The 24539-nt window shown below is 35.0% G+C and carries 27 protein-coding genes and 1 tRNA gene; 12 read left to right on the top strand and 16 right to left on the bottom strand.

The window, feature by feature from the left end; genetic code table 11:
• Nucleotides 1-36: 36 nt before the first annotated feature.
• Together ACN5J7_RS15445 and ACN5J7_RS15440 are read left to right on the top strand one after the other, a co-directional pair.
• A complete protein-coding gene (locus tag ACN5J7_RS15445) occupies nt 37-786 on the top strand; it encodes a DeoR/GlpR family DNA-binding transcription regulator (RefSeq protein WP_418604587.1) in 750 nt (249 codons plus the stop codon).
• Nucleotides 787-862: 76 nt separating this feature from the next.
• Nucleotides 863-2128, top strand: a complete 1266-nt coding sequence (locus ACN5J7_RS15440) for a D-alanyl-D-alanine carboxypeptidase/D-alanyl-D-alanine-endopeptidase (RefSeq protein WP_418604586.1) — start codon at nt 863-865, stop codon at nt 2126-2128.
• A 15-nt stretch (nt 2129-2143) separates the two neighbouring features.
• On the opposite strand, the gene ACN5J7_RS15435 is transcribed toward ACN5J7_RS15440, so the two are convergent.
• Complete coding sequence (locus tag ACN5J7_RS15435) at nt 2144-3607, bottom strand: M14 family zinc carboxypeptidase (RefSeq protein ID WP_418604585.1); 1464 nt, start codon at nt 3605-3607, stop codon at nt 2144-2146.
• Nucleotides 3608-3681: 74 nt separating this feature from the next.
• Here ACN5J7_RS15435 and ACN5J7_RS15430 point away from each other — a divergent pair, with 74 nt between their 5' ends.
• The 3 genes from ACN5J7_RS15430 to ACN5J7_RS15420 all read left to right on the top strand — a co-directional run bounded on the left by ACN5J7_RS15430 (nt 3682) and on the right by ACN5J7_RS15420 (nt 7259).
• Complete coding sequence (locus ACN5J7_RS15430; RefSeq protein WP_418604584.1) at nt 3682-4104, top strand: OsmC family protein; 423 nt, start codon at nt 3682-3684, stop codon at nt 4102-4104.
• 30 nt (nt 4105-4134) lie between these two features.
• Complete coding sequence (gene recJ / locus ACN5J7_RS15425; RefSeq protein ID WP_418604583.1) at nt 4135-5829, top strand: single-stranded-DNA-specific exonuclease RecJ; 1695 nt, start codon at nt 4135-4137, stop codon at nt 5827-5829.
• A 161-nt stretch (nt 5830-5990) separates the two neighbouring features.
• Nucleotides 5991-7259, top strand: coding sequence for an MFS transporter (locus ACN5J7_RS15420; RefSeq protein WP_418604582.1), 1269 nt, complete (start codon nt 5991-5993; stop codon nt 7257-7259).
• A gap of 188 nt (nt 7260-7447) precedes the next feature.
• Here the strand turns inward: ACN5J7_RS15420 and ACN5J7_RS15415 are convergent, their stop codons facing one another.
• The 5 genes from ACN5J7_RS15415 to ACN5J7_RS15395 form a co-directional block, all read right to left on the bottom strand.
• Entirely contained in the window at nt 7448-8206 is a 759-nt protein-coding gene (locus tag ACN5J7_RS15415) for a UDP-2,3-diacylglucosamine diphosphatase (protein WP_418604581.1), read from the bottom strand.
• 274 nt (nt 8207-8480) lie between these two features.
• Nucleotides 8481-8933 (bottom strand): 6-carboxytetrahydropterin synthase, encoded by a 453-nt coding sequence (locus ACN5J7_RS15410; RefSeq protein WP_311936239.1) that lies wholly within the window; start codon nt 8931-8933, stop codon nt 8481-8483.
• A gap of 133 nt (nt 8934-9066) precedes the next feature.
• Nucleotides 9067-9216: a hypothetical protein gene (locus tag ACN5J7_RS15405; RefSeq protein ID WP_311936244.1), complete on the bottom strand. Its 150-nt coding sequence runs from the start codon at nt 9214-9216 to the stop codon at nt 9067-9069.
• 40 nt (nt 9217-9256) lie between these two features.
• Nucleotides 9257-10591, bottom strand: a complete 1335-nt coding sequence (locus tag ACN5J7_RS15400) for an MATE family efflux transporter (protein ID WP_418604580.1) — start codon at nt 10589-10591, stop codon at nt 9257-9259.
• Complete coding sequence (locus tag ACN5J7_RS15395; protein ID WP_418604579.1) at nt 10588-11088, bottom strand: GNAT family N-acetyltransferase; 501 nt, start codon at nt 11086-11088, stop codon at nt 10588-10590. The genes ACN5J7_RS15400 and ACN5J7_RS15395 overlap by 4 nt, the downstream gene beginning before the upstream one ends.
• Nucleotides 11089-11320: 232 nt before the next feature.
• Between ACN5J7_RS15395 and ACN5J7_RS15390 the strand changes: the two genes are divergently transcribed.
• The 7 genes from ACN5J7_RS15390 to ACN5J7_RS15360 all read left to right on the top strand — a co-directional run bounded on the left by ACN5J7_RS15390 (nt 11321) and on the right by ACN5J7_RS15360 (nt 16193).
• Nucleotides 11321-11394, top strand: a tRNA-Ala gene (locus ACN5J7_RS15390).
• A 535-nt stretch (nt 11395-11929) separates the two neighbouring features.
• A complete protein-coding gene (locus tag ACN5J7_RS15385) occupies nt 11930-12217 on the top strand; it encodes a helix-turn-helix domain-containing protein (RefSeq protein WP_418604578.1) in 288 nt (95 codons plus the stop codon).
• A gap of 28 nt (nt 12218-12245) precedes the next feature.
• A complete protein-coding gene (locus tag ACN5J7_RS15380; protein WP_418604577.1) occupies nt 12246-13454 on the top strand; it encodes a primase-helicase family protein in 1209 nt (402 codons plus the stop codon).
• Between the two features lie 205 nt (nt 13455-13659).
• Nucleotides 13660-14520 carry a toprim domain-containing protein gene (locus tag ACN5J7_RS15375; protein WP_418604576.1) on the top strand — a complete coding sequence of 287 codons (861 nt, stop codon included), beginning with the start codon at nt 13660-13662 and terminating at the stop codon, nt 14518-14520.
• The gene (gene mbpA, locus ACN5J7_RS15370) at nt 14498-15013 is read left to right on the top strand and encodes a mobilization protein MbpA (protein WP_418604575.1); all 516 of its coding nucleotides are present in this window, start codon (nt 14498-14500) and stop codon (nt 15011-15013) included. Before ACN5J7_RS15375 ends, mbpA begins: the two co-directional genes overlap by 23 nt.
• Nucleotides 15010-15867, top strand: coding sequence for a relaxase/mobilization nuclease domain-containing protein (locus tag ACN5J7_RS15365; RefSeq protein ID WP_418604574.1), 858 nt, complete (start codon nt 15010-15012; stop codon nt 15865-15867). The genes mbpA and ACN5J7_RS15365 overlap by 4 nt, the downstream gene beginning before the upstream one ends.
• 11 nt (nt 15868-15878) lie before the next feature.
• Nucleotides 15879-16193, top strand: coding sequence for a DUF6730 family protein (locus ACN5J7_RS15360; protein WP_418604573.1), 315 nt, complete (start codon nt 15879-15881; stop codon nt 16191-16193).
• Between the two features lie 453 nt (nt 16194-16646).
• Here ACN5J7_RS15360 and ACN5J7_RS15355 read toward each other — a convergent pair whose 3' ends face one another.
• From ACN5J7_RS15355 to ACN5J7_RS15310, 10 genes are all read right to left on the bottom strand, one after another.
• A complete protein-coding gene (locus ACN5J7_RS15355) occupies nt 16647-17408 on the bottom strand; it encodes a DUF6090 family protein (protein WP_418604572.1) in 762 nt (253 codons plus the stop codon).
• A gap of 58 nt (nt 17409-17466) precedes the next feature.
• Nucleotides 17467-18318, bottom strand: coding sequence for an IS3 family transposase (locus ACN5J7_RS15350; RefSeq protein ID WP_243835867.1), 852 nt, complete (start codon nt 18316-18318; stop codon nt 17467-17469).
• 5 nt (nt 18319-18323) lie between these two features.
• Complete coding sequence (locus ACN5J7_RS15345; RefSeq protein ID WP_133758998.1) at nt 18324-18689, bottom strand: transposase; 366 nt, start codon at nt 18687-18689, stop codon at nt 18324-18326.
• Nucleotides 18690-19041: 352 nt separating this feature from the next.
• Nucleotides 19042-19602 (bottom strand): TetR/AcrR family transcriptional regulator, encoded by a 561-nt coding sequence (locus ACN5J7_RS15340; RefSeq protein ID WP_418604571.1) that lies wholly within the window; start codon nt 19600-19602, stop codon nt 19042-19044.
• 19 nt (nt 19603-19621) lie between these two features.
• Nucleotides 19622-20503 (bottom strand): 4,5-DOPA dioxygenase extradiol, encoded by an 882-nt coding sequence (gene ygiD / locus ACN5J7_RS15335; protein ID WP_418604570.1) that lies wholly within the window; start codon nt 20501-20503, stop codon nt 19622-19624.
• Nucleotides 20504-20523: 20 nt separating this feature from the next.
• A complete protein-coding gene (locus ACN5J7_RS15330) occupies nt 20524-20955 on the bottom strand; it encodes a DoxX family protein (protein ID WP_418604569.1) in 432 nt (143 codons plus the stop codon).
• A 4-nt stretch (nt 20956-20959) separates the two neighbouring features.
• Nucleotides 20960-21484, bottom strand: a complete 525-nt coding sequence (locus tag ACN5J7_RS15325; RefSeq protein ID WP_418604568.1) for a YceI family protein — start codon at nt 21482-21484, stop codon at nt 20960-20962.
• 487 nt (nt 21485-21971) lie between these two features.
• Nucleotides 21972-22541, bottom strand: coding sequence for a YceI family protein (locus tag ACN5J7_RS15320; protein WP_418604567.1), 570 nt, complete (start codon nt 22539-22541; stop codon nt 21972-21974).
• Nucleotides 22542-22640: 99 nt separating this feature from the next.
• Nucleotides 22641-23474, bottom strand: coding sequence for a helix-turn-helix transcriptional regulator (locus ACN5J7_RS15315; RefSeq protein WP_418604566.1), 834 nt, complete (start codon nt 23472-23474; stop codon nt 22641-22643).
• A gap of 177 nt (nt 23475-23651) precedes the next feature.
• Nucleotides 23652-24374 (bottom strand): LEM-3-like GIY-YIG domain-containing protein, encoded by a 723-nt coding sequence (locus ACN5J7_RS15310; protein WP_418604565.1) that lies wholly within the window; start codon nt 24372-24374, stop codon nt 23652-23654.
• Nucleotides 24375-24539: the final 165 nt, after the last annotated feature.

Here is a 24539-nt window from a genome sequence, read left to right as displayed (position 1 = left end):
GTTTATTGCATATTTAGTGCGTTTTTAATATACACTATGCTAAAGCAAGAAAGACAACATGCCATTTTAGACAAGCTAAAGGCCAATAAAAAAGTACTCTCAACAAAATTGAGCCAAGAGCTGTTGGTTTCTGAAGATACCATCCGAAGGGATTTAAAAGAACTCGAATCTAAAAACCTAGTCTATAAAGTACACGGTGGCGCTTTGCTGAAAGAAAGCAGAATATTATCTTATGACGAACGAAGTATTGCCGATATTGATAAGAAAAAGAAAATTGCGAAAAAAGCCGTTAATTTAATACATGATGGACAAGCCATTATTATGAGCGGAAGTTCAACCAATTTAGAGTTGGCTAAAATTATACCACCAGATATTAACGCCACTGTTTACACTTATAGTTTGCCCATTGCCACACAACTGTCTTATCATCCTTTAATTGAGGTAATTTTTTTAGGCGGAAAATTAAATAAAGCCGCACAAGTTACCGTGGGTATAGATTTGGTAACTTCAATCTATAATATTAGTGCCGATATTTGTTTTATGGGCGTGGACGGAATAAACGTTAACAGAGGTTTAACGGAACAAGATTGGGATGTATCTCGAATAAAAAGAAGGATGATTGAAGCTTCAAACCACGTCACGGTTATGTGTATAAGTAGCAAACTTATGTCGGTTAAAAGGCATACCGTTGTTCCTATTAATGATATTGATGCCATCATAACCGATATTGACCCATCCGATCCTGTTTTTGAAGATTTTAATGGCATTAATTCGGTAATTATTTAATCAACAATGATTCTAATTTTATTTGAAATGAATTTTGAATACCTTCCGAAAGAAACAAAATAATACCATTTTAAGAATGTTGACAGCTATTAAAAACAAACTGATTTATTTATGTTTATTGGCTTTGTTTTTTCTTAGCTGTAAATCAAATTACATTTCAAAAAACTTAGATAATTCCTTTTATAACAACCAATTTACAGGGTTGTTGGTTTACAGCCCAAAAACAAAAGACACCGTATTTAAGTATAATGCCGACAAGTATTTTACGCCGGCAAGCAACACCAAAATATTTACTTTATATACGGCTTTACAAGTGTTGCCTGCACAAATCCCTGCGTTTAAATATGGTGTGGAAAACGATACCATTACCATTCAAGGTGTTGGAAACCCCACTTTTTTACATCCGTTTTTTAATGACAGTACAGCGTTAAAAATGGCAAAACATTATAAAAATGTTAATTTGGTTTTAAGTAATTTAGAGGATGACAAATTCGGTCCCGGTTGGGCTTGGGAAGATTACGACACTTATTTTAGCCCCGAAAAAAGCAGTTTTCCCATGTATGGCAATGTGGTTACTATTAGTAATCAAGATAGTTTACAAAGTATTCCGAATGTACTAAAAGATCAAATTCATTTATCCGAATCCAATAAAAGAAGACAATTTAACGATAATACATTTTATTACAACCCAAAGCACAGGGACACCATTGAAGTTCCTATGGTTATCGATACTGCATTAATAAAGCAGTTGTGGGATGATATTCTCCCAAACAAATTATCTATTTCCAAGTCTACCGATAAAGCGTTAACACATACGGCCTATAGTGTGCCAGCCGATTCGTTATACAAACGGATGATGTTGGTTAGCGATAATTTTTTAGCCGAACAGATGTTAATTTTGGCATCATCAACACTTTCAGATACATTGAGTTCAAAACGAATTCGAGACAGTATTTTAAACAATCAATTAAAAGACTTAAAACAAAAACCGCGTTGGGTGGATGGCTCTGGGTTAAGCCGCTATAATTTATTTACACCAACCTCATTTGTTGAGGTGCTCACAAAATTGCACAACCAAATTCCGCAAGAGCGCTTGTTTAATTTGTTTCCTGTAGGCGGAACTTCGGGGACTTTAAAAAACTATTATTCGGGCGGAGAGAAACCTTATATTTATGCAAAATCGGGCACTTTAGGGAATAACTATTCGCTAAGTGGTTACCTAATTACAAAATCGGGTAAAACCTTGATTTTTAGCTTTATGAATAACCATTACCGGAAATCTACAACCGATGTTAAAAAACGCATGCAATTGATTTTTGAGTGGCTTCGCGATAATTATTAACTAGCTGCAAAAAAATCATCTATAAACCAAAGCATTTTTAAGCGCATTCTTTTTAGTTTTCAAATCAATTAAAAACCCATTAATTACGGCATATTCGTTAACCCCGTTTTTCTGCAATAAAAAGGTAGGATTAACGCCGGGTCTTAAAATAAGTTCAGGTAATTGGTGTCCAGCCTTAACCAAATGAATTGGCATTGAGGCTTCTAAGTTGTCTTCAGGCAATGTTTCCAGTTGTAAATAGGTAAATCCCGATTTTAAAAGCTTGAAAACATCTAAATCTGAAATATCATCCACAGAATTAAACACTTCTGAATAAATTTTTCCTTCAACAATAGTGTACCCGTCAGCTTTAAAAGTGTTGTATCCATAAAAGGTTGATAAATCGCCAAGATCTGCAATTCTGCCCACGTTATAAAAATCGGAATTATCGGCATTATCAACCTCATAGCGTTTTACCCCAATATCAACGGTATAAGGCTTGCCCAATAAATTATAGGTGGCACCTTCAATTTTTAAATCGAATAATTTGCTGTCGTTTCTCGGGATGTTTTCGTAATCAGCAATTGGGATATTTTTGTACCGCCCATTGGCAATGGAATAAATTGCCGATAGAATAGAGACGTAATTCAGTTTTCGTATTTCCTGTTTTTCAACATCATTTTTATAGCCTCCGGACTCAATTAAAATCGTGCTGGTACCCCATTTTTGTATGTTGTCGCCAAAAGCCCTAGGTTCGAAAGCATCATTGTATCTGCCCACTTGCCCCGGCGCGTACTTTTGGATAATATCATTCATAAAAACAATAATTTTCATGGCGTCTCCGCGCACTTGGTTAATGTCTTTTTCGTAATTATACGCCGGTGCTAAATAGGAAATGGTGGCAGGTTTGTCGGTGCGTTCGGCATTGTAATAAATGTTTTGGTCGTGTAGATTGAATCCAAAATCGGCATTTAGGCTATCCCTAACACGTTTTAAAGTCTGGCCCTCGGGCGATTGTAGGCGCAACGCATCACGGTTAATATCAATGCCCAACGTATTCCGACGTGTATATTTTTCGGCGCCATCAGGGTTTAACATCGGCAAAAAATGAAGCGTTACGCTATTTAGTATGGTTTCTTTTTCACTGGTAAAATCATTGCTAATCAACAAATTAAAAATATCAAAAATAGCTTGTGTTGCCGTGGGTTCGTCACCATGCATTTGCGACCATAAAAACACATTGTTTTTACCAGAACCAATACTGATTAAGGTTAAATCCCGTCCTTCAATAGATTGCCCCACTTTATTTACAATAAACCCAGGTTTGTTTTTAAGCGCGTTGATTAAAGGCTGAATATCTTGATGTTTTATGCGCCTTTTATCCAAGCTGGTTTCTTTGTACGTCTCGTAAGTTTCGTAAATTTTAGAAGTAAAATCGTTGGTTTGGCTAGCCACAGATACGGTTATAAACAGCAATATCAGCTTAAAAAAAGATTTCATATTAATAGCAGGATTATTGTTTTAAGTATATAAATAGTACTTTTGAAACTACAAGAAACAAAAATAGTTATAAAATGGCAGATAAAGTTACCACACAGTGGAAAGGCGATATGGTATTTGAATCGGATAACCCACGTTGGGATTCCATAATGATGGATGCCTCAGAAGAATTTGGAGGCACCAATTCCGGAATGGCACCCAAGGCTATGATGCTATCCTCATTGGCCGGTTGTTCGGGTTTGGACGTGGTTTCGGTTTTAAATAAAATGCGCGTTAAAATTGACGATTTTAAAATGATTGTTGAAGGCGAGCTTACCGATGAGCATCCAAAATACTACCACAAAGTATCGGTCGATTATCATTTTTATGGTAAGGATTTGAATGAAAATAAAATAAAGAGTGCCGTAGATCTTTCGGTTGAAAAGTATTGCGGGGTTATGGAAATGTTTCGTCATTTTGCCGAAATTAAAATAGATATCCATTATCACAATAAATAAGAAATTATAATTTTTTCTGAAAAGAAATTTATGCGTTGGACACTAAAGCCCAAACCCGAAGCCGGTAAATTAGCAGTTTTAAAGGAGGCACTAAAAGTAAATACGCCTATTGCAACCTTGTTATTACAGCGTGGCATTGAAACTTTTGAAGAGGCTAAAACGTTTTTCAGGCCCAGTTTAAACGATTTGCACGATCCGTTTTTAATGAAAGACATGGATCTGGCTGTTACCCGTATAGAAAAAGCCATAGCCAACAAAGAAAACATTTTGGTTTATGGCGATTACGATGTGGATGGCACTACGGCAGTCGCGTTAATGTCCACTTATTTAAAAACCAAATATCCGTTGGTTCATACCTATATCCCGAATAGATATGATGAAGGTTATGGCATTTCATATAAAGGCATAAACTTTGCTTTAGAGAACGATTTCTCGCTAATTATTGCTTTAGATTGCGGCATTAAATCGGTTGAAAAAGTAGCCCATGCAAAAAAACTGGGTATTGATTTTATTATCTGCGACCACCACAGACCCGGAAGCGAAATTCCAAAAGCAGCAGCTGTTTTAGACCCCAAACGAGAAGATTGCAATTATCCGTATAAAGAATTGTGCGGTTGTGGTGTTGGCTTTAAGCTGGTTCAAGCCTTAGCATCAAAAGACGGCGAAACTGTTGAAGATTTAACCGAGTATTTAGATTTGGTGGCCACAGCTATTGGTGCGGATATCGTTCCCATTGATGGTGAAAACCGAACCTTGGCTTATTTCGGGCTCATGGTTATTAACACCAATCCACGCCCCGGAATAAAAGCGATTTTGGATCAGGTTGAAAAAACCGAACTCACCATTACCGATGTTGTATTTATTGTCGCCCCAAGGATTAATGCGGCGGGACGCATGAAACATGGTAATTATGCGGTTACTTTATTAGCCGAAGAAGAGGATGATAAAGCACGTCAGTATGCCTCTGAAATCGACGAGTATAATTTAGACAGGCGCGAAACGGACAAACAAATTACCGAAGAAGCACTTCAACAAATTGAAGCCAACAACGAACACGACCGACTTACCACAGTGGTTTACCACAAAGATTGGCACAAAGGCGTTATAGGTATTGTGGCTTCCCGATTAACAGAAACTTATTACAGGCCAACACTTGTATTTACCCGCAGTGGTGAATTTTTAGCTGCTTCGGCACGTTCTGTTCGTGGGTTCGATGTGTACAATGCCATAGAAGCATGCAGTGCGCATATCGAGCAATTTGGAGGACATAAATATGCAGCAGGATTAACGCTTAAAGAAGAAAATTACGAAGCTTTTAAACAAGCTTTTGAAGATGAAGTATCAAAAACAATCGACAGGAGTTTGTTAATCCCCGAAATTAAAATTGATGCCAAAATCGATTTAAAAGAGATAACACCAAAGTTTTATAGAATTTTAAAGCAGTTTGCCCCTTACGGGCCGTCAAATATGACGCCTGTTTTTATGACTGAAAATTTAACCGATACAGGTTACGGCAAATGTGTTGGCGCCGATAAAACCCACTTGCGTTTAACTGCAAAACAACCAAATTCTACCAAAAGTATGGTTTGTATTGGGTTTGGCATGGGCGATAAGTATGAATTGATTTCCGATAAAAAACCATTCAAAGCAGTCTATTCCATTGATGAAAATGAGTTTAGGGGAAATGTATCGCTACAACTTAAATTAAGAGATATTAAAACATAAACATTTCTTATTTTAGAATTTAACAAAAAACTAAAATAGTAACTGGCTTTATTTTAAATTTGAAGCGTAATCTAAAATAATCTTCAACTAAATCTTGCAAGGTTTCAAAAACCTTGTAGGTATTAATTAATAAGACTCTTGCCTTCGCAGGAAATTAAAGTATGGCAAAAAACGATCCGTATGCCGCATTGCGTATTAAAGAATTCAATATTTTTTTATTGGTGCGATTTGCTTTGGTTTTTGGGTGGTCTATGCAATTTGTCGTTATAGAATGGCAAGTATATTCATTAACTAAAGACCCATTGTCTCTTGGTATTATTGGGCTTTGCGAATTTTTACCTGCATTTTTATTGGCACCTTTCGCCGGACACATCGTAGATAAAAAAGAAAAGCGAAATCTATTCACGCTTTGCATTGCCCTGTTTTCGTTAATCAGTTTTGGGTTGTTTTGGCTCACCTCAGAACAAATTGAGGCCACATGGGAAACCGACGCCATTTTATACGGCATTTATGCTTTAGTGTTTTTTGGTGGTGTTTTAAGAGCTTTTTTTGGTCCAACTATTTTTTCGCTTATCGCATTGCTTGTGCCTAAAAAAATATATCCCAATGCCGCAACCTGGAGCAGCAGCACCTGGAAAGGCGCCAATGTTTTTGGAGCTTTGGTTGGTGGGTTTTTAATTGCTTGGATAGGTGTGCACTACACGCTTGGTATTATATTTTTGTTGGTTATGCTGGCCTTATTGCTAGTGTTTAAAATAACTAAAAAACCTGTTTTAAATAAAGGCACCAACGAATCGGTAAAAGAAAGCCTAAGAGCAGGACTTCGTTTTGTGTTTAACGACAAAGTTATATTAGGCGCATTAACATTAGATATGATTGCTGTTTTGTTTGGTGGAGCCGTTGCCATTTTCGCCGTATTCGCAAAAGACATTTTAGATGCCGGCCCCAAAGGATTTGGCTTATTAAACGCCGCACTTTCCTCGGGCAGCATTATTACCATGCTGGCCACAACCTATATCCCAATAACCAAAAACACTGGGAAAAAATTACTCTTTTCGGTGTTCGGATTTGGAGCCTGTATGATAGTCTTTGGAGCTTCAAAATTATTGTGGTTAAGTATTTTGGCGCTGTTTTTCTCGGGTGTTTTTGATGGCATTTCAATGGTGGTGCGCCAAACCATACTGCAGCTTAAAACACCAGATGCCATGCGCGGGCGCGTAGGTGCGGTCAACTCCATGTTTGTCGGGTCGTCTAACGAACTCGGGGCGCTGGAAAGCGGGATAGCCGCACGTATTTTTGGCGCACCATTGGCCGTGGTTCTTGGCGGCACGGTAACCCTTATCGTTGTTGGGGTAATAGGTTTAAAAAACAAACCGTTACGTGAACTTGACTTGCAAAAAGATATTGATGCGCACGAAGACGAAGATTGATTTTTTGGGCGAGTTGCCATAAAAATGGCAAACAGGCTTTCCACCGTATCTTTTTTGTGCAAAGTGGTTTTAGTATCCCATTAAGCCTATGGTAAGCCCTCTAATTTTTACATCAATTAAAGATTTAGCACGCACAAAAAAGTATGCCGTTGCAATCCTTCTCGCGGGGTGTGCTTGCCATCAAAGTTTTAAGCCTGAAATGTATTTAACTCCATCGTTTCCCCATCAAAAACAGCGTAGGTGTAATGCGAAATCCAATCGCCTAAATTAATATATTTTGATGTTTCGTTGAGGTCGATATTTAAAGGCAAGTGCCTGTGCCCAAAAACAAAGAAATCGCGGTGTTTGTCCTCTAGCTTGCGTTTGCAATATTGCACGAGCCATTCGTTGTCTTCGCCTAAAAACTTGGCATCCTCGTCGCCGGAAATCAATTTGTTTTTTACCGATAAGTGTTGCGCCAACCGTACGCCCAAATCGGGGTGCAACCACCTAAAAAGCCATTTACAAAACGGATTTGTAAACACCTTTTTCATGCGTTTATAGCCTTTGTCGTGAGGGCCCAAACCATCGCCGTGGCCTATAAAAAAGGTTTTATCGTTAAAGGTAAATTCTTTGGGTTTGTGGTAAACGGGAATGTTGAGCTCTTCTTCAAAATAGCCGTTCATCCATAGGTCGTGGTTGCCAACAAAGTAGTAGATTGGAATTCCGGAATCGGATATTTCGGCGAGCTTGCCCAAAGTTCGTGTAAACCCTTTTGGGACTACTTTTTTATATTCCATCCAAAAATCGAATAAATCGCCCAATAAAAATATGGCTGCGGCATCGTGTTTTACGGCATCTAACCAAGCTAAGAATTTTTTTTCGCGTGGGCGGGAGGCTTCTTGTGTGGGTGCGCCTAAATGGTTATCGGATGCGAAATATATTTTTTTTCCTTTGGGAATTTGCATGTTGTAAATATAGTTTTTTGACACGAATTTCACGAATTATCGCGAATAAGAATGTGCGCCTTTATTGTTATTTTACAAAGTTTTAAAGTGACAGCACAGGGCTTTACAGAGAAAAAACACCATGGTATATTTCTTGAAGTAAGCAGATATGTGCGTTAGGGATTGAGGTATTGTTGAAGCTCTTTTTGTGTTGTTGCACCTATGCAACACAAAAAAGCGACTACCGAAAGCCCGACCTGCCACCCTGAGCGTAGTCGAAGGGCAAGGTAACGCCCTAAATATTATCGGAGGCATACCACTCTGCAAATGAGGTATCGGTTTCCTGGAGTTTTAAGGAATGCAACATAATGTGGTTAGGTAAGCGTTTTTTTATTTTTTCCGCAAAGTCGATAACCATCATTTCACTGGTGGGCTGGTAGTTTACCAAAAGCACATTGTGGCCGCGGTTTTCAAGTTCTTTGGCGAGCTCGACATGGGGAGTGTTTTTGTTGAACACCGTGGCGTGGTCGAAGACGTTTACAATTTCTTCTTTTACGATTTTTTTTAAATCGCCGAAATCGATGACCATACCGAATTTCACATGATTGGTGTCGGTTATAGGCTTGCCAAAAACGGTTACCGAAAGTTTGTAGCTGTGACCGTGTACGTTTTTGCACTTGCCATCGTAACCGTAAAGGGCGTGTCCGGTTTCGAAAGAAAATTGTTTTGTTATGCGAATGTTGCTCATGTTGTAATGCTATTTGCTGCGCAAAGATACTACCTTCTTTTTTTTCTGTTTATAAAGTAAACGATTATTAAGGCTAAGCCTAGAATTAAAAATAATCCGCTTCCGCTAATAAAAGACATGATATCCATAGTTTTTACTTTTTAGGATTTTTTTTGATTAATCTGAAAATTATATACGCTATGGCAATAGTGGCTACCAAAGGCAGGTATTTTCCAATGGCGTATCCTATATTGTACCCGGCATCGTGGGCGTTTGATTCTTGTAATGCCATTAAAAATGTCATAAAAATTACTTTTAATTAAATGTGCATTATGCACTCAAAGTTAATTGATTTTTGACAGCGGTATAAATATTTTTCTAAAAATTAGAATTAACGGAAAACCGCGTGCGATAATCCATAGTGTTAATGCTATAAAAATGGCATGTAATTTATAGTCGAGCGAATCTAACCAAAACAAAACAGGTACAAACACTAAAAAGGTAGCGGCCAAAAGCAAATTGCGCAAAGCCTTCATTTTGCCTAACCCCTTAAAAATACCATCGAAAATAAAAGCGATTGTACATAGTGGTTGCATGGCCAAAACAATCCAAAATACGCTGTAAAACTGTTCTAAAACCTCGGGGTCGTTGGTGAATATATTGCCTAAAGGATAGTATAAAACACCGCCTACTACAGCAATTAACACACCTATTACAATGCCGTACTTTATTAATTTGTTGCTTAACGTAATAAGTAAAGGGTATTCTTTTCCGCCGTATAACTTTCCCGATAAAATATTGCCGGCGCTAGCATAACCATCAACAATAAAAGCCCCAAGAAACCATAAATTAATAGCAATGGTATACGCCGCAATATAGGTTGCGCCGTAACTGGTGGCGAATGCACTGGCGTAATAAAGCGTAACGTTTAAAGCAATAGTACGTACAAACAGGTTAAGAATCATTATTATAAACCGGTTGATTTCTTTATTAAAAGGAAAACTTAATTTTAATGGAATTACGGTTTTTTTTAGTAAATAATAGGCAGAGAAAACGGCCATGAGCAATTGTGCAATAACGCTGGCGTAGGCGGCTCCTTTAAGGTTCATGGGCGCGATGTAACCCTCAATGCCGTAAACCAAAACCACATCTAAAACAACATTTGTAATGGTGCCAATAATTGCAATTAACATGGGGTAATAGGTGTTTTGTAAACCGCGAAAGGCACCAAAAACAGCTATGGTAAAAAGCGTAAAAGGAAATCCGAAAACGCGGATTCTGTAATAATCTACACTGTAGTCTAAAATTAAGCCAGAGGCATTATAAAGTTTGAAAATGAAGTTCGCAAAAGGATATGTGCCCAATATTATTAAAACACTTAACGAGGTAATAATAAATATAGCTTGGGCAGGTAGGTTTTTGATTTTATCGAGTTTATTGGCGCCAACATATTGCGACACAATGGATGAAATGGCGCTTCGGGTTTGTCCCAACACCCAAATTAACATTGATAAAAAAGTGGTTACAATGCCAACCGCGGCCAAAGACTCGGTGGCGTTCAATGCTATATTTCCAACAATGGCAGCATCGGTTAACGATAGTATGGGTTCGGATACGCCAGCTATTAAAGCAGGAACCGCCAATTTATTTATATGCTTTAAACTTATGTTTGTGCTCACAGTACTAATTCGTAACAATAAAAAGGAAAATCGCTTTGTTTCGGGAAATAAATATTGCCCAATTTTTTATAGCCGCGAAGTTCGTAAAACTTTTGGTTTCTTTTGTTTTGAGAGAAGGTGTCTAATCTTATAGAGGTATAGTTGTTTTCTATGGCGATATTTTCGGCAAAATCCATTAGCTTTTGTGCGTAGCCTTTACCTTGATATTTGGGATGAACGGCTAATCGGTGAATGTATACATTACGATTGTTTTCTGTTAACCAAGTGATAGGAATATATTCTTCGTCCATAAAAGTTGAAACGACTACGCAGCCAATAACTGTTTTGTTTTCTTCGATAACGTATAACTCGTTTCTTGAAACATCATTTTCAAAAGCTGCTTTATTGGGGTAATGCTCGTTCCACTGATAAATATCTTTGTCAATCATAAAAACCGCACATGCTTTTGTAATCTCTATAATTCGGCCTATATCCTTAAGCGTTGCCTTTCGAATCATTTTTATAACTTTTTTTCATAAATAACTTTGCAAATTTAGTCTTTTAAACCTTGTTGATTTTCTCAATTGCTTCCGAGAAAATGTGGCATTGTTGGTTGTAATAATTTCAAAAACGAGAATGAATTAAACACATTTAATTTTTTTGTTTAAACAAAGTGAGAAATGTTCGTAAAAAAATGTAATTTTGGAATCTGTTAAAAAACACATGGTTTTTTAGCACAAAATAAAGTTTGGGGATGTAGCTCAGTTGGCTAGAGCGCTTGACTGGCAGTCAAGAGGTCGTCGGTTCGAATCCGATCTTCTCCACGGTAATAGCAAGGCTTTAAAAGGGTTTCACCTTTAAAGCCTTTTTTTATTTGCACGCAATTTGCACGCAAAAACAATTTTTTTTGATTTTTTTTTCATTTGATGCGAATTGAACTTATTTAATAGCAGAACCTATAAGTTCCAGGTAGTGTTAATTAATAAATGTCAATTTTTCCAGACCGTATCCATCAACTTATAACAGTTTCAATTTTAAAATCTGCGTTTTCAAACTCAAACAATTATCGAAACTCTTGGTTTGCATTGTTAATAACTCAAATTATGCCATAAACGACCATTAATTTTCAATTTTGAATGGGTTCATTTGATATCATAAAATGATAAATAAAATTGCACTTTATTAATTTCATAAAATTTAATACAAATAGGATTAATGTATTGTTTATCAAATAATTGTGAATAACTATTTGCCTTTTTTTCTTCTTTCACTAGCTGCATTTTTTACTTTTATTTCCATAATCCCAAAAGGGAAAACAAAAGCGCTTTTGTTCATTTTATAAATCTAAAAACAATAAAAATGGACAATTTATTAATTCTTGAACGATTGGATCGTTTGGAAAAACTGTTAGTAGGTCATAAAGAAGTACTGACCTTTGACGAAGCCTGCGATTATACAGGTATATCCAGAAGCTACCTTTATAAACTAACGGCCTCAGGAAGAATTCCACACTCCAAGCCAAACGGAAAAATGCTCTTCTTTGAGAAAGCAAAACTGGTTGAATGGCTACTCCAAAACAAGCGAAAGTCAAAACACGATATAGAAGCGGAAGCTTTAGCATATACCATGCGTCATAAAGTACAATAGGACAATCTTCATTTAAACAATAATTCGCATGAAAAAAATACCCTATATACGTGTTGGCACGTCCTATTACAAGCAGGTCAAAGCGCCGACCATAGCTGGTCATTTTAATGACATCTTGGTGCAATGGAACATGGAAACCATAAAACAAGACCATGGAAAGGATCATTTAAGTAAAATATCAAAATATGATGGCTTCACTTGTATTCCAAGTCATTTAGACTTCAAACAAGATTATCTGGGTTTTTATAATATTTATTCTCCCTTGGGAAAACGGCCCAAAGCAGGTGATGTATCCCTATCTCTGGAGTTTGTAAAACACATTTTTGGAAAACACTACGAATTGGGCTTGGACTATCTTCAATTATTATATCTAAAACCCATCCAAGTATTACCTATTCTATGCTTGGTATCCAAGGAGCGCTCCACGGGCAAAAGCACCTTTTTAAAATGGCTCAAGGAAATCTTTGACAACAACATGACTTATTTGACTAACGATAGCTTTAGCAGTCAGTTTAATGCCGATTGGGCAAATAAGCTTTTAATCTGTATTGATGAAGTGCTGTTCAATAAAGAAGAACTCACTGAGCGGATAAAATATCTAAGTACTACCAATATCAATAAGCTGGAAGCCAAAGGTAAAGATAAGCGGGAAGTCGAATTCTTTGGAAAGTTCATTCTATGCAGCAATAACGAAGAGAGTTTTATTAAGATTGATGCCAATGAAACCCGATTTTGGGTCAAAAAGGTACCTGTGCTAGAAAAGGAGAATACACAGTTTCTAGGAGGCCTGATTAATGAAATCCCTGCTTTTATGCATTTTTTGGCAAACAGGAAATTAAGTTCAAAACATTTGACCAGAATGTGGTTTACGCCACAACAAATAAAAACCAAAGCCTTAACAAGATTGGTGCGGAACAACCGTAACCGAGTAGAAAAGGAACTAGCTAGTATTTTATTGAGTGTCATTGAAAAGTTTGATTTGAAAGTTATAGATCTCTGTCCAATAGATGCATTGTTAGCACTTAATAAAACCCGAGTGCGAACAGATTTAACACAACTCAGAAAGTTGCTGAAGGTAGATTGGAAATTAAAGAACCAAGAGAACTCGAACAAGTATCAAAAGTTTGTGTTTTGGACAGATGGCGATATGACTTTGGTGGATGCCAAAGGCAGATATTTTAGGGTTGAAAAGGATTTTTTGACCAAAAATTTTGATGATATGATGACGGAATCGTAGAACCCTAATGTTTACAATGGCTGAAGCTGTCATCAAACGGTCATCATTTTGTCATCAAAAAATATAATGATGACAGAATAGAGGATAAAAAACACAAGAATGATGATGTGATGACAAAACGATGACACGTTGAGCCCAATGATGTAAAGGCTTTAAAGGGTGTTGTCATCAAATCATCAAAAAATTACTTAAAGCACAGGGGCTTATGAAAAGAAAAATAAACTGTGAAACAGCCCGTAATTTTTCTATCGTGAAAGCGCTAGAAAAATTAGGACACTTTCCCAAAAGGACAACGGAAAAAGAAGCTTGGTTTCTAAGTCCTTTCAGGTCAGAAACCCAAGCCTCTTTTAAAGTCTCTAAAACCAAGAATCGATGGTACGATCATGGCGAAGGTATAGGCGGAAACGTGATCGATTTAGTATGCAAGATTTTGAAGTGTTCCATTAAAGAAACTTTAGAATTTTTGAATGTTGGAACTGTAAATAATTCATTCACACCACAATCGGTTTCTAGTGAAAATGATACGGGGATTAATATTATTAAAGTTCAAAGTATCACACACCCTGCTTTAATTCAATATTTAAACTCCAGAGGTATTTCCATAAGCATTGCAAACATCTATTGTAAAGAAGTTTGGTACCGGCATAAAGCATTTAAATTTTTCGCCATTGGGTTAAAGAACAATAAAGGGGGTTGGGAATTACGGAATAAGATATTTAAAAATAGCAGCAGTCCAAAATCTTATACCTACATCCAAAATAATAAAAAGGAGTTAATCATTTTGGAAGGCATGTTTGATCTATTATCGCTTGCAACTATAGATCGTAACCTGTTAGAAACTTCAAATGTCCTAGTTCTAAACTCCATCAGTTTTATAAATGATATTAAAAAACACATTCTAATACACGAATTAGTGTATCTGTTTTTAGATAATGATACGGCTGGACAAAAGGCAACTCAATATTTAATAGATAAGTACGAACATGTAATTGACAAAAGTTCAAGCTATAAGAATTACAAAGATTTAAACGATTTATTGTGCCATGAAAACAAAAAAGAAGTTTGATGTTAAACCAAAATATAAAAAGGAGCTATCTGTAAAGATTCCTGCCGATGTACTAACCAAATCGGATAGTGTAGAATTGGATTTGGAACAGAGTTCCTCTGAAACGAAAATGGTCTTGGGTAGGAATTCAAGATGTGTGTCTGTGGACACATTCTTGTTTGCTCCCCTTGGTCGCAAAGAAAAAAGAGTGTTTAAGGGGAAGGGTGACCTCGTTAAGTTTCGATGTTCGGTTTATGAAAAGAAGCTATTAAAAATGAAAGCAAAAAGGAGCGGATTGACCCTGAGCGAATATATAAGACGCAGTCTATTTGAAAAAGAAATAACAGAACGTTTTACCGATGAACATATCCAGATTTATAAAATGCTGATTAAATACCACAACAACTTTAAGTCCATCGGAAACATGTATAAAAAGCGAAACCCTAAACTAACTGAAACAGTTTATGACTTAGCGAATGAAATAAAAGCACACCTTAAAAAATTTCAACAATGATAGGTAAGGGCAAGAGCATTTCACATACCAGAGCATCCATGTCCTATGGATGGAACCAGGAAAAAGATGCAGAAATTGTGTTAAAGGAATTTCTACATGGAGATTCACCAAATGAAATTACAAAAGAATTTAAAATGCTTCAGGATCAAAATTACCACTGCACAAAAAACACCTTATCATTTGTAATCAGCCCAACGATAGAAGATGGTAAGCGATTAGATAAAAAAGAGTTGCAAGCTATAACAAAACGTTTTATGCATGAGATGAAACTAGGCGAAAGACAAGCGATAGCCTTTGTACATCAAGATAAAGACCATAAACACATCCATTTATATGTTAATCGTATTGATTTTAAAGGTATAGCTTACAATGATGGTTTTATTGGTAAGCGCAGTCAGTTAGCAGCAGAAAAAGTAGCGGAACACATGGGCTTGACAACCGTAAAACAAGTGCAGTTTGAAAAGGCATTCAATCTAAAAGAAATACGAACTGAAATAAAAAGAAGGCATGATTTGACCATGAAACAGTTTAAGCCCAAATCTTTTGATGCTTATTTAAAGGCTATGGAATCTAATGGCGTAAAAGTAATACCAACAATAAACAATCAAAATAAATTGCAAGGCTTCCGGTTTGAATTTGATGGACACAATCTAAAAGGTAGTGCCGTGCATCGCAATATGTCGCTTGGGAATATTGGGAAACAATTGTCCGGTATAAAAGGGGCGAGTATATTAAAAGCAAACAAGGTAAGTGTTAATCTTGCAGGAAAGGTCGTTGAATTGACACCAAGTTTAGCTTTGAAAATCACAAAATTCATAATAAAGAAAGCCATCCAAAAAGGGATGTCTTATTAAAAAGAAATATCATGACAAAACTGGAAGAATTAACCGCATTATTAGTGAATGAAATCAACTATTTTAATCAAGGTGTTGAAAAACTTGATAAAATTAACATTCAATTAAAAGAAACAAAAATCAAGATGGATTTAAAAGCGTATAAATCTATTATTGAAGCACATCAGCAAAAAATGGACTCACACACAAAAGCCATTGAACGTTTTGAAAGTCGTTTTGAAAACAAAATAAAGCATGCGAAAATTTATCCAACCTGGGCGGCGGTCCTATTTATTGTTGGTGTTTTGTTTGGGGTGGTGTCTTTTTTGTTTATTTTAATAAAATAGATTTAATTCTTTTAACATTGTTCTTTACTATTCGCAGTATTAGATGAGTAGATTGGGTGATTTTGTAATAAATCTGAATAATATTTTTAATTTTTTAAAAATAACGTTTTTGAATTTGGTTGCTTAAAACTCAAAAAAAATCGCATGAAAACCAGATTTTTTTCGCATCAGCAAAATTTCGCAAAAGTGAGGTTCGGAGGGTGTAGTTGTAATTTCGAGTAATTATATTCGGATTCGAATAAGAAAAACTGAGAAAGCAAAGTTGACTAATAGATGGGTTTTAGGATTACAGTTTGCTTTAGGACGGGTCAATATTGTTAGCAAGGGTTTGTATATGGTTATTTGCGCGATTTAGCACGGAATTTAGTGAATAATAACCAGATAGAAAATCCCTAGGGTTTTTGTAGGCAGGCTCGTATTAAGCAATTAATTTTACACATTGTTGTGCTTTCGTTATTTTTTTAGATTTATTTCTTGCTCAAAAAGAATAATTATCTCCTCAATTCTACTTTTGAGATTTTTATAATTTCTTTCATTTTTTCTATTCCATATCCTTTGACTATTCGCAAGATTTTCAAATTCTAAAAACTTGTAAACTGCCTTGTAATCCGTATCAAAACCAGAAGTAATTTCAGTGTTTTGGCTGTTACTTTGGGTAGTGCTTGTATAATTTGAATGCTTATATAAAAAGGGATATATGACATTATTTCTTTCATTTACAGCCCAAGTTTCGTCTTCTTTGACATCATTAAGAATTCCGTTCCAATTAGAGAGGAAGTTTTTAATTCTTTCATTTCTGATTATTTGAATCTTACCCGAACTTATAATATCGCTTATTATACCATTACTTACGTCATAAGTAACTATGTTCGTTAAACCCCAATTTATTAGAGAATCACTTTCAATTTTAGATAACTTCATTTCACGGTTTCCTGTGTTCTCCAATATTGCTTCACATCTTTTCTGAATTAGTTGTGATTTTTTTAACGAACGGTCTAATTCATTTTTATTGGATGTAAATTCATATTGAAGTGATTCTAAAAGTTGTAATTCTTGTTTGTTTATTTTGCTGTTTTCATTCCAAGTGTTGACTTGTAAAGCAAGCAAAATTCCAATAACCACAAGAAGAATTTCTCCAATAGCATATTTCAAGTACTTTCCAGTTTTGTTTTCCAGAAGCAAATTTTGTCTAATTTTTCTAAAGAATTTTATCATTGGTTAGCGGTTTCTGATAATGTCTTGTCCTGAAATATGGCTACAGGTTAAAATTGATTTACGCTGATAATTTATATACCATATTTGGTGTTTTATAATCTAAAGATAAATGTAATCTTATTTCGTTGTATAAATTAATTGCATTTTTTGCAGCTCTTTTTGCGTGTGCCACGTTATCAAAGGTCTGGTCGAGATAAAATTCATCTTTTAAGATGCCGTTTACACGTTCAGCCATCGCGTTTTCGTAACAATGATTTTCTTCTGTCATGCTAATATCGATGTTATTTCTCTTTAAAATTTGAGTGTAGACGTTACTGCAATACTGTATACCTCTGTCGGAATGATGAATAAGTCCAGTAGTATCCTTAGCTTGATACAGCGCCTTGTTTAAAGCTCTTTCACAACCTTTTAGTTCCAGGCTATCACTCAGGTCGTAACCGATAATCTTCCGGGAATGCATGTCAGTAATAAGCGCCAGATAGCAAAAACCTTTCACGGTTCTGATGTAGGTGATGTCAGACACCCAAACTTGATTAGGTCTTGTTACTTCTACATCTTTAATGATGTTTTTGTACTTGTAGAACCTGTGCAACGAATTGGTTGTTCTAGAACTATATTTCTTTCTAAGAGTAAGCATATTGTGCTTTCTAAGGATATTAAATAAAGTATCTCTACCCACTTTAAGGTTTGCCTTAATAAACTCGTCATCTAATGATTTTATAAGTTTACGCACGCCTTCTCTGGGAAGGGACCTGCGTCTTTTCTGTACTATTTCAATAATCTGTTGTTCTAGCTTTAAACGCTTATCAGCTCTATTTTTATATTTATAATAGGCATCACGTTTTAGTCCAAAACAATGAGTAATAGTCGTTAAAGAAGCAAATCCCTTAGACTTTTCTTTAGCTTTAATTAAGGCTAGATATTTAGCTTTTTTTTTAGTTCGGTTACAGATTTATAACCTAACTGTTCAGCTGCTACTTCTAGATAAGAATCTAACACTAAAGCATCTAAATCCTTTTTGAGCAAGAGTTGTTTTAGCTGCTTGATTTCCTTTTGAAGCGCTTTAATACGTGTTATTTCGTCTTTAGTTTCCACTTTAATTCTAGTGTTCATAAGGTCTTTACGGTTGTACTTCCTAATCCATTCATTAATGGTGGTAGGAGCAATACCATAGAGTTTACCGAGTTGATACTTGTTTAACTTTCCGGTGGTAAGTTCGTCTAAAATTTTTAATTTAAAGGGTTCTGAATACCGTCTGATCACTTTGTCATTTTTGTACATAATGTTTAAAATTATGTAGCCTTTATTCAGGACGGGTCATAATGTTTGCCAACGGTCTTGTATAAGAATAGTTGCGTGTTTAAGCAACTAATTTAGCAAATACAAACCGAATAGAAAATCCGCGAGGATTTTCGTAAGCAGGCTTGTACTAGCAATTAATTTTATACGGTGTTAGCTGCTGCCTTTATTCCGAATGTCAACTAGATTCTATTTATAAGGAAGTTATATAAATAGAACCTCCAACAGATTTGTGGTTGAGTAATATTATTTTTCCGTTTTTTTCTTTCAATGCCAAAGAATATAGTAGAGACAGGTAATTTTTAGGTTTTGTTTTACAATAAGGTTATCAAACTTATTTAAGAATTCCTTTTAAGCTTATACCAATCGTATTATCTAAAAGTTCTTCTTCACTAAATTCATTTAATTGAGAGTTAGCGATTAGAACCTCATCCAAATTTAACAAATGGTATTGACAAAAAAGTTCAATATTAATAGCTTCATTAATTTCTCCATTTAATTGGCCTTCCACTAATAACGTAGTTATTATTTCAAAAATTATTTTTCTACGAAATGAGTCATAATCTTTAAATGATGATGTGTAGTATTTTTTTAAATCGATAATAAATCTGGGTGAAATCCCAATTATGTAATTTATGGCATACTCATAAATCTTCCTTATTTTTTTTTCAATAGAAATTTCTTGCTCTAAAATTGCCTCGATAGTAGAAAAATGTAAATCAAAAAGATATGTGATGGTTTGATTTACAAGGTCTTTTTTATTTGCAAAATGCACATATAAGGTTTTTTTAGACATACCTAGTGTTTTAGATATATCAGACATCGCAACATCTTTAATCCCTTGAACTTGAAAAAATTGCAGCGAATGAATAATAATTTTTTTTCGAGTTTCCATCATTAAAATATTTACCGTGCTATGCTATTTTTAAAGATGTCATAGAAAGTGAACCTCCAACAGGTTTATCGTTGAATAATGTTATTTTTTCGTTTTCTTCTTTCAATGCCAAAGTATAAAGCAAAGGCAAATAATGTTCAGGTGTTGGGATAGCCAAATCAAATGATTTTCCTTGCGATTTAAAATCAATCAATTTTTGATGGTCTCCACTTAAAATGTGGCTTTTCATCTTTTCGTTTGCTTCAATTGCCCAATCGAAAGCATATGGTTCGTTCAATTTTTTCCAGGCGACTAAACGTAAATTATGAACCATATTTCCGCTTCCAATAATCAAGATTCCTTTTTGGCGAAGGCTACTTATTTCCTTTGCCAGTTCATAATGATATTTTGCTGGTTGCGAATAATCTATGCTCATTTGTATTACTGGAATATCCGCATTTGGATAGAGATGTTTTATAACACTCCAAGCTCCGTGGTCAAGCCCCCATTTATCGTCCAATTCAACTTCTGTTTTGGTAATGATTTTTTTAGTTTCTTTTGCTAATTCTGGACTTCCTTGTGCAGGATATTGAACATCAAATAATGCTTGAGGAAAACCACCAAAATCGTGAATTGTCGGTGGATTTTGCATTGCTGTTACAAATGTGCCTTTGGTTTCCCAATGTGCCGAAATACAAAGGATAGCATTTGGTCTTACAAGTTCTTTACCTAATTTTCTAAATGCCGAAACAAATTCATTTTCTTCAATGGCATTCATAGGACTTCCGTGACCAAGAAATAACACAGGCATTTTGCTTGTGTTACTCATTGTTGAAGTCATTTTGTTTAAATTTTTTAAATTCATACTGCAAGTTATTAAAGGCAATAAAGCTATTGATTTTAAAAATTGTTTTCTATTCATTTTATGTAACACAAAGATGTTTAAGCTATTTTTTTACTCAACCAATTATCGATTGAATATTTTCCTGCTCCAACAATTGCAAGCACTACATAAATTAAAAAGTAAAGTAATGCCATTTCTTTAACTGCAAAATCATCATTTGCGTGAACAATAAATGCAGCAATAAACATTGTTATGCTTAAAGATATGGCTGAAAACTGTGTTGCTACTCCGAAAATCAAAAAGAATGAACAGAATACTTCAGCAAAAACTGCAAGTGCCAAAGATGCTGTTAAACCAATACCTATTGGGTCTGCAAATTGTATCGGGTCGTTACCAAAAAGCATAGTTAGTTTTCCTAAACCGTGCGTCAACATCATTCCTCCAACTGTAACCCGAAGTAGCAACAAAGCTATGGATATATTATTCTGTGTTGTGTCAGCACTAAAACTGTTTTTAATTAGCTGTTTCATTTTTTTATTGTTTTACAAATTGAACTTCTGCATTAATTTTTATTTCATTTCCGACCATAACGCCTCCTGCTTCCAAGGCAGCATTCCAGTTAAGTCCAAAGTCTTTTCGGTTTAGTTTTCCATTTATTGAAAAACCTGCTTTTTCATTTCCGTATGGGTCTTTCATAAAACCTCCAAACTCGGTATCAAGTTTAATTTCTTTGGTAACACCTTTAATTGTCAAATTGCCTATCAATTCAAATGCGTTATCATCTACCTTTTTAAGAGAAGTACTAACAAATGTGATTTCTGGATATTTCTCTACTTCAAAGAAGTCAGGACTTTTTATATGCGTGTCTCTATCATTATTGTTAGTTGATATTGAACTTGCGTCAATGTATGCTGAAATGGTTGATTTTGTAAAATCTTCGCCATCTATGTCAGCTTGAAAAGTTCTAAATTCTCCTTTTACATTTGAAATCATTAAATGCTTTACCTTAAAGGTAATTTCGCTGTGTGCTGGGTCTATTGCCCATTTTGTTGTTTTCATAATATTTATACTTTAATGTTTGATACAAAGATACTTACGTATAAGAGTGTGGATATTACACTATTCGGTAATTGAGTTGTAGATTTGGGAAGTGTTGAAAGATCTCTTTTACTCTACTTAAATGAGATTGATTTTACCTTGTTCAAAAAACGTCTGGTTTTTAAAACGGATATCCCAATAATGCCTTTTAGTTTACACTTCGCATTAAAGGGATATTTAAAAATAACTTGGTTTCTATTTATTACATATCTGAACAGAATTTCGTGTTCAAATAGCTTCTTTCCACAATACCAGTAAAAACCAGTAGGGCGGTAAAAATTAATAGAAAGTAGAAAGCAAAACCTGTTAATCCAGATGTTAATACAAATAGGGTTAGGACTGCTCCAATCAAATATCTTATGTAGACTTCTTGTTTGCTTATTTTTTGTGTTCTAAATTTTTTCATAATTTCTATATTTTAATTGTTCATAAATTAGGTTATAAAAACTTACTGCTTGGCAAACTGCAAATGAACTATTATGGTTACATCTTTTCCAATGCCCACCGCTGTTGGGTCATAATCAATATTATAATCAAATCTATTGATGGTTGTTTCGGCTTTCATACCTAACTTTTCGCCTTGGTCGCTCTTGGCTATTCCGCCAAAATCAACATCAAAAATCACAGCTTTGGTTACACCTTTTATGGTCAAATTACCATATAACAAGTATTGTTCGGATTTGTCCGTAGCTACAATTTTATTACTCTTAAAAGACATATTTGGGTACTTTTCAACTTCAAAAAAGTCAGCACTTCTTAAGTGATTATCCCTATCTTCTACGTTAGTGTTTATACTTTTTACATCCACGGTAAAATCAAAACTTGCATCTTTAAGAGCTTCACCGTTTGTAGTCAGGTTTCCTGTGTATTCTAAAAATTTCCCGTTTACAAAACTAATTCCAGAATGGGAAATATTAAAATTTAAGGACGAATGGTAAGGGTCTACTTTCCATTGGGTCTGTGCGTAAGTACCTAAAGTTAGTAAGGCCATCGCTAATACATGCATTGTTTTTTTCATAATCATTAAATTTAAATTCTATTGAATTGTTATTTGATTACAAAATTAGCAAGGATGCCTATGTTTTGAATTACACTATTCGGTAGTTGAGTTGTAAATTCAGGAAGTGAGCATATTTTTCATATCGTCCCTAAATTCAGTTGGCGATTGCCCAGACTTCTTTTTGAAGACATTAGAGAAATAAGAATTTTCGTTATAGCCCAATTCGTAGGCGATTTCAGAAATGGTTTTTTCAGTAGAGATTAATAGGTTTTTGGCTTCAATAAGTTTACGTGTTTCGATTATTTCCGAAACGCTTTGCTCTAAAATATTTTGGCAGATTAGATTTAGGTTTCTTGAGGTCATAAATAGTTTTTCTGCATAAAACTCAACACCCAATGGTCTTCTGTAATTTTCTTCAAGAATGGTCAAAAAGTTTCCGAACGAAATATGCTGTGTCTTTTGTGTGGTTTCGTTTTGTGATTCTGTTTTTTTCCTTTCGGCTTCTATCATAGTAAAAAGAACGCTCAAAAGTTGTCTGATGATGGCAAGATTCGGATTTTCCTGCTTTGTTTCATCAAACATCATTTTACATAGTTCAACCAATCTTTGAAAACAATGTCCTTTTTCCAATTTGATGTTGGCTTGGTCGTGATAAAGAGAATATAGTTGAAACGTTGTCTCCGGAATAAATTCACTTTTGAAACGAATTGCCCAAATGTCGCATTTGCCATTATATATTCTCGGTATCAAACGGTGTACTTTTCCTTTGGTAACGAAACTCACAAATGGTGCTTGAGTTTTGGTGGAATTAAAATCAATGAAATGTTCTAATTCTCCATCTATTCCAATTAATAATTCCTCGAAATCGTGATTGTGAGGTTCGTCAGGCTGTTCAGAAATCTTTTTTGCTTCTATTTCGTCAACTCTGAATATTTGGAATAGTTTGCTCATTTGTTATTCAGTGGTTTTTTCAGGTTGCAGCTAACGTTTATGTGTATGATTAGTTGCGTGGTTAAGCGAGTAATTTAGCAAATAAATCACAGATAGAATATTCCGCAGGAATGTTCGTAAGTCGGCAGTGACCAAGCAATTAATTATACACGTTGTTACCTTTAGTTATTTCTCGTTTTATAGTCTGTATTTTATGGGATTTGCTGCTCCTTTTTTCTTTGTGTGAGCTAACGATTTATTAATATATTTTTCTCTAATTTCTGGTTTTGCAATTTCTCCGTTAAATCCCCAACGATTTTTCCGTTTATTATTTGGTGTTTCAATTTCGTACCATTCTTGAATTTCAAATACTTCGATTACGATTCCACAATATTCAGAAAGTGCATACTTTGTCGTTTTCCTTTTTTGTTCTCCAACAACACAAGCCTGTTTTGTGGATTCGTAAATTTCGTTACTCGAATTTCCTCTAACATACTTTTTGTTGATGTTTATTATAATTACTGGGTCAGTCAATTCAGTCAACGGTTTTGCATTATGGATTCGGACAATTTCGTCAGCTGTCATAAGTCCTTTTCCGCTTGAGTGATGTCCTAAAACCAAATTAGAAAATTCAAACCCAAATTTGTTTCCAAAATCAATTATCGAAGCTTCGATTTCAAATGCCTCTTTTTCAGTCAATCCGTGTCTAATAATTATGTGCTCAACTTCAAATCCGCTGTCTATAATTTCTCGTATTGTGTCAAGTTTTAAATTAGAATTATCATCTTTTATTGCACAATTTTGGTGATTAAAAACTCTATTTCCAATTCCTTTTCCGATGTAAAAAGGTTTTTTGTCTTTCGGATTTATTAAAGCGTAAACATAGTAATCTAATTTCTCAATTGTTAGTTGGTCAAACATTCAGTAGGTTTTTTTGGTAATTAAAGGTAACGTGTTTCTTTAGTTTGTAATAAATAACTTTATATAGAAAAAGAGGAGAACTATAACGTGTTTTAGAATTACAGATCCATGACACGTACGAGTCCTCTCTTTCTATAGAGTTGCAAAGAACCATTTGGAATACCA

Source organism: Hwangdonia sp. (assembly GCF_048381975.1).
In the GTDB taxonomy this organism is placed as follows: Bacteria; Bacteroidota; Bacteroidia; order Flavobacteriales; family Flavobacteriaceae; genus Hwangdonia; species Hwangdonia seohaensis.
This window is presented reverse-complemented; position numbering and strand designations above follow the sequence as displayed.

Bases quoted from the DNA above. Each gene is read 5' to 3' on its own strand.
- ACN5J7_RS15345 (WP_133758998.1), bottom strand. From the start codon at position 18,689: ATGTACAAAAATGACAAAGTGATCAGACGGTATTCAGAACCCTTTAAA.
- ACN5J7_RS15310 (WP_418604565.1), bottom strand. From the start codon at position 24,374: ATGTTTGACCAACTAACAATTGAGAAATTAGATTACTATGTTTACGCT.
- ACN5J7_RS15315 (WP_418604566.1), bottom strand. From the start codon at position 23,474: ATGAGCAAACTATTCCAAATATTCAGAGTTGACGAAATAGAAGCAAAA.
- ACN5J7_RS15385 (WP_418604578.1), top strand. From the start codon at position 11,930: ATGGACAATTTATTAATTCTTGAACGATTGGATCGTTTGGAAAAACTG.
- ACN5J7_RS15445 (WP_418604587.1), top strand. From the start codon at position 37: ATGCTAAAGCAAGAAAGACAACATGCCATTTTAGACAAGCTAAAGGCC.
- ACN5J7_RS15410 (WP_311936239.1), bottom strand. From the start codon at position 8,933: ATGAGCAACATTCGCATAACAAAACAATTTTCTTTCGAAACCGGACAC.
- ACN5J7_RS15440 (WP_418604586.1), top strand. From the start codon at position 863: ATGTTGACAGCTATTAAAAACAAACTGATTTATTTATGTTTATTGGCT.
- ygiD (WP_418604570.1), bottom strand. From the start codon at position 20,503: ATGAATAGAAAACAATTTTTAAAATCAATAGCTTTATTGCCTTTAATA.
- ACN5J7_RS15355 (WP_418604572.1), bottom strand. From the start codon at position 17,408: ATGATAAAATTCTTTAGAAAAATTAGACAAAATTTGCTTCTGGAAAAC.
- ACN5J7_RS15435 (WP_418604585.1), bottom strand. From the start codon at position 3,607: ATGAAATCTTTTTTTAAGCTGATATTGCTGTTTATAACCGTATCTGTG.
- ACN5J7_RS15380 (WP_418604577.1), top strand. From the start codon at position 12,246: ATGAAAAAAATACCCTATATACGTGTTGGCACGTCCTATTACAAGCAG.
- ACN5J7_RS15365 (WP_418604574.1), top strand. From the start codon at position 15,010: ATGATAGGTAAGGGCAAGAGCATTTCACATACCAGAGCATCCATGTCC.
- ACN5J7_RS15360 (WP_418604573.1), top strand. From the start codon at position 15,879: ATGACAAAACTGGAAGAATTAACCGCATTATTAGTGAATGAAATCAAC.
- ACN5J7_RS15375 (WP_418604576.1), top strand. From the start codon at position 13,660: ATGAAAAGAAAAATAAACTGTGAAACAGCCCGTAATTTTTCTATCGTG.
- ACN5J7_RS15340 (WP_418604571.1), bottom strand. From the start codon at position 19,602: ATGGAAACTCGAAAAAAAATTATTATTCATTCGCTGCAATTTTTTCAA.
- ACN5J7_RS15420 (WP_418604582.1), top strand. From the start codon at position 5,991: ATGGCAAAAAACGATCCGTATGCCGCATTGCGTATTAAAGAATTCAAT.
- ACN5J7_RS15415 (WP_418604581.1), bottom strand. From the start codon at position 8,206: ATGCAAATTCCCAAAGGAAAAAAAATATATTTCGCATCCGATAACCAT.
- ACN5J7_RS15320 (WP_418604567.1), bottom strand. From the start codon at position 22,541: ATGAAAAAAACAATGCATGTATTAGCGATGGCCTTACTAACTTTAGGT.
- ACN5J7_RS15430 (WP_418604584.1), top strand. From the start codon at position 3,682: ATGGCAGATAAAGTTACCACACAGTGGAAAGGCGATATGGTATTTGAA.
- ACN5J7_RS15405 (WP_311936244.1), bottom strand. From the start codon at position 9,216: ATGACATTTTTAATGGCATTACAAGAATCAAACGCCCACGATGCCGGG.
- mbpA (WP_418604575.1), top strand. From the start codon at position 14,498: ATGAAAACAAAAAAGAAGTTTGATGTTAAACCAAAATATAAAAAGGAG.
- recJ (WP_418604583.1), top strand. From the start codon at position 4,135: ATGCGTTGGACACTAAAGCCCAAACCCGAAGCCGGTAAATTAGCAGTT.
- ACN5J7_RS15325 (WP_418604568.1), bottom strand. From the start codon at position 21,484: ATGAAAACAACAAAATGGGCAATAGACCCAGCACACAGCGAAATTACC.
- ACN5J7_RS15330 (WP_418604569.1), bottom strand. From the start codon at position 20,955: ATGAAACAGCTAATTAAAAACAGTTTTAGTGCTGACACAACACAGAAT.
- ACN5J7_RS15395 (WP_418604579.1), bottom strand. From the start codon at position 11,088: ATGATTCGAAAGGCAACGCTTAAGGATATAGGCCGAATTATAGAGATT.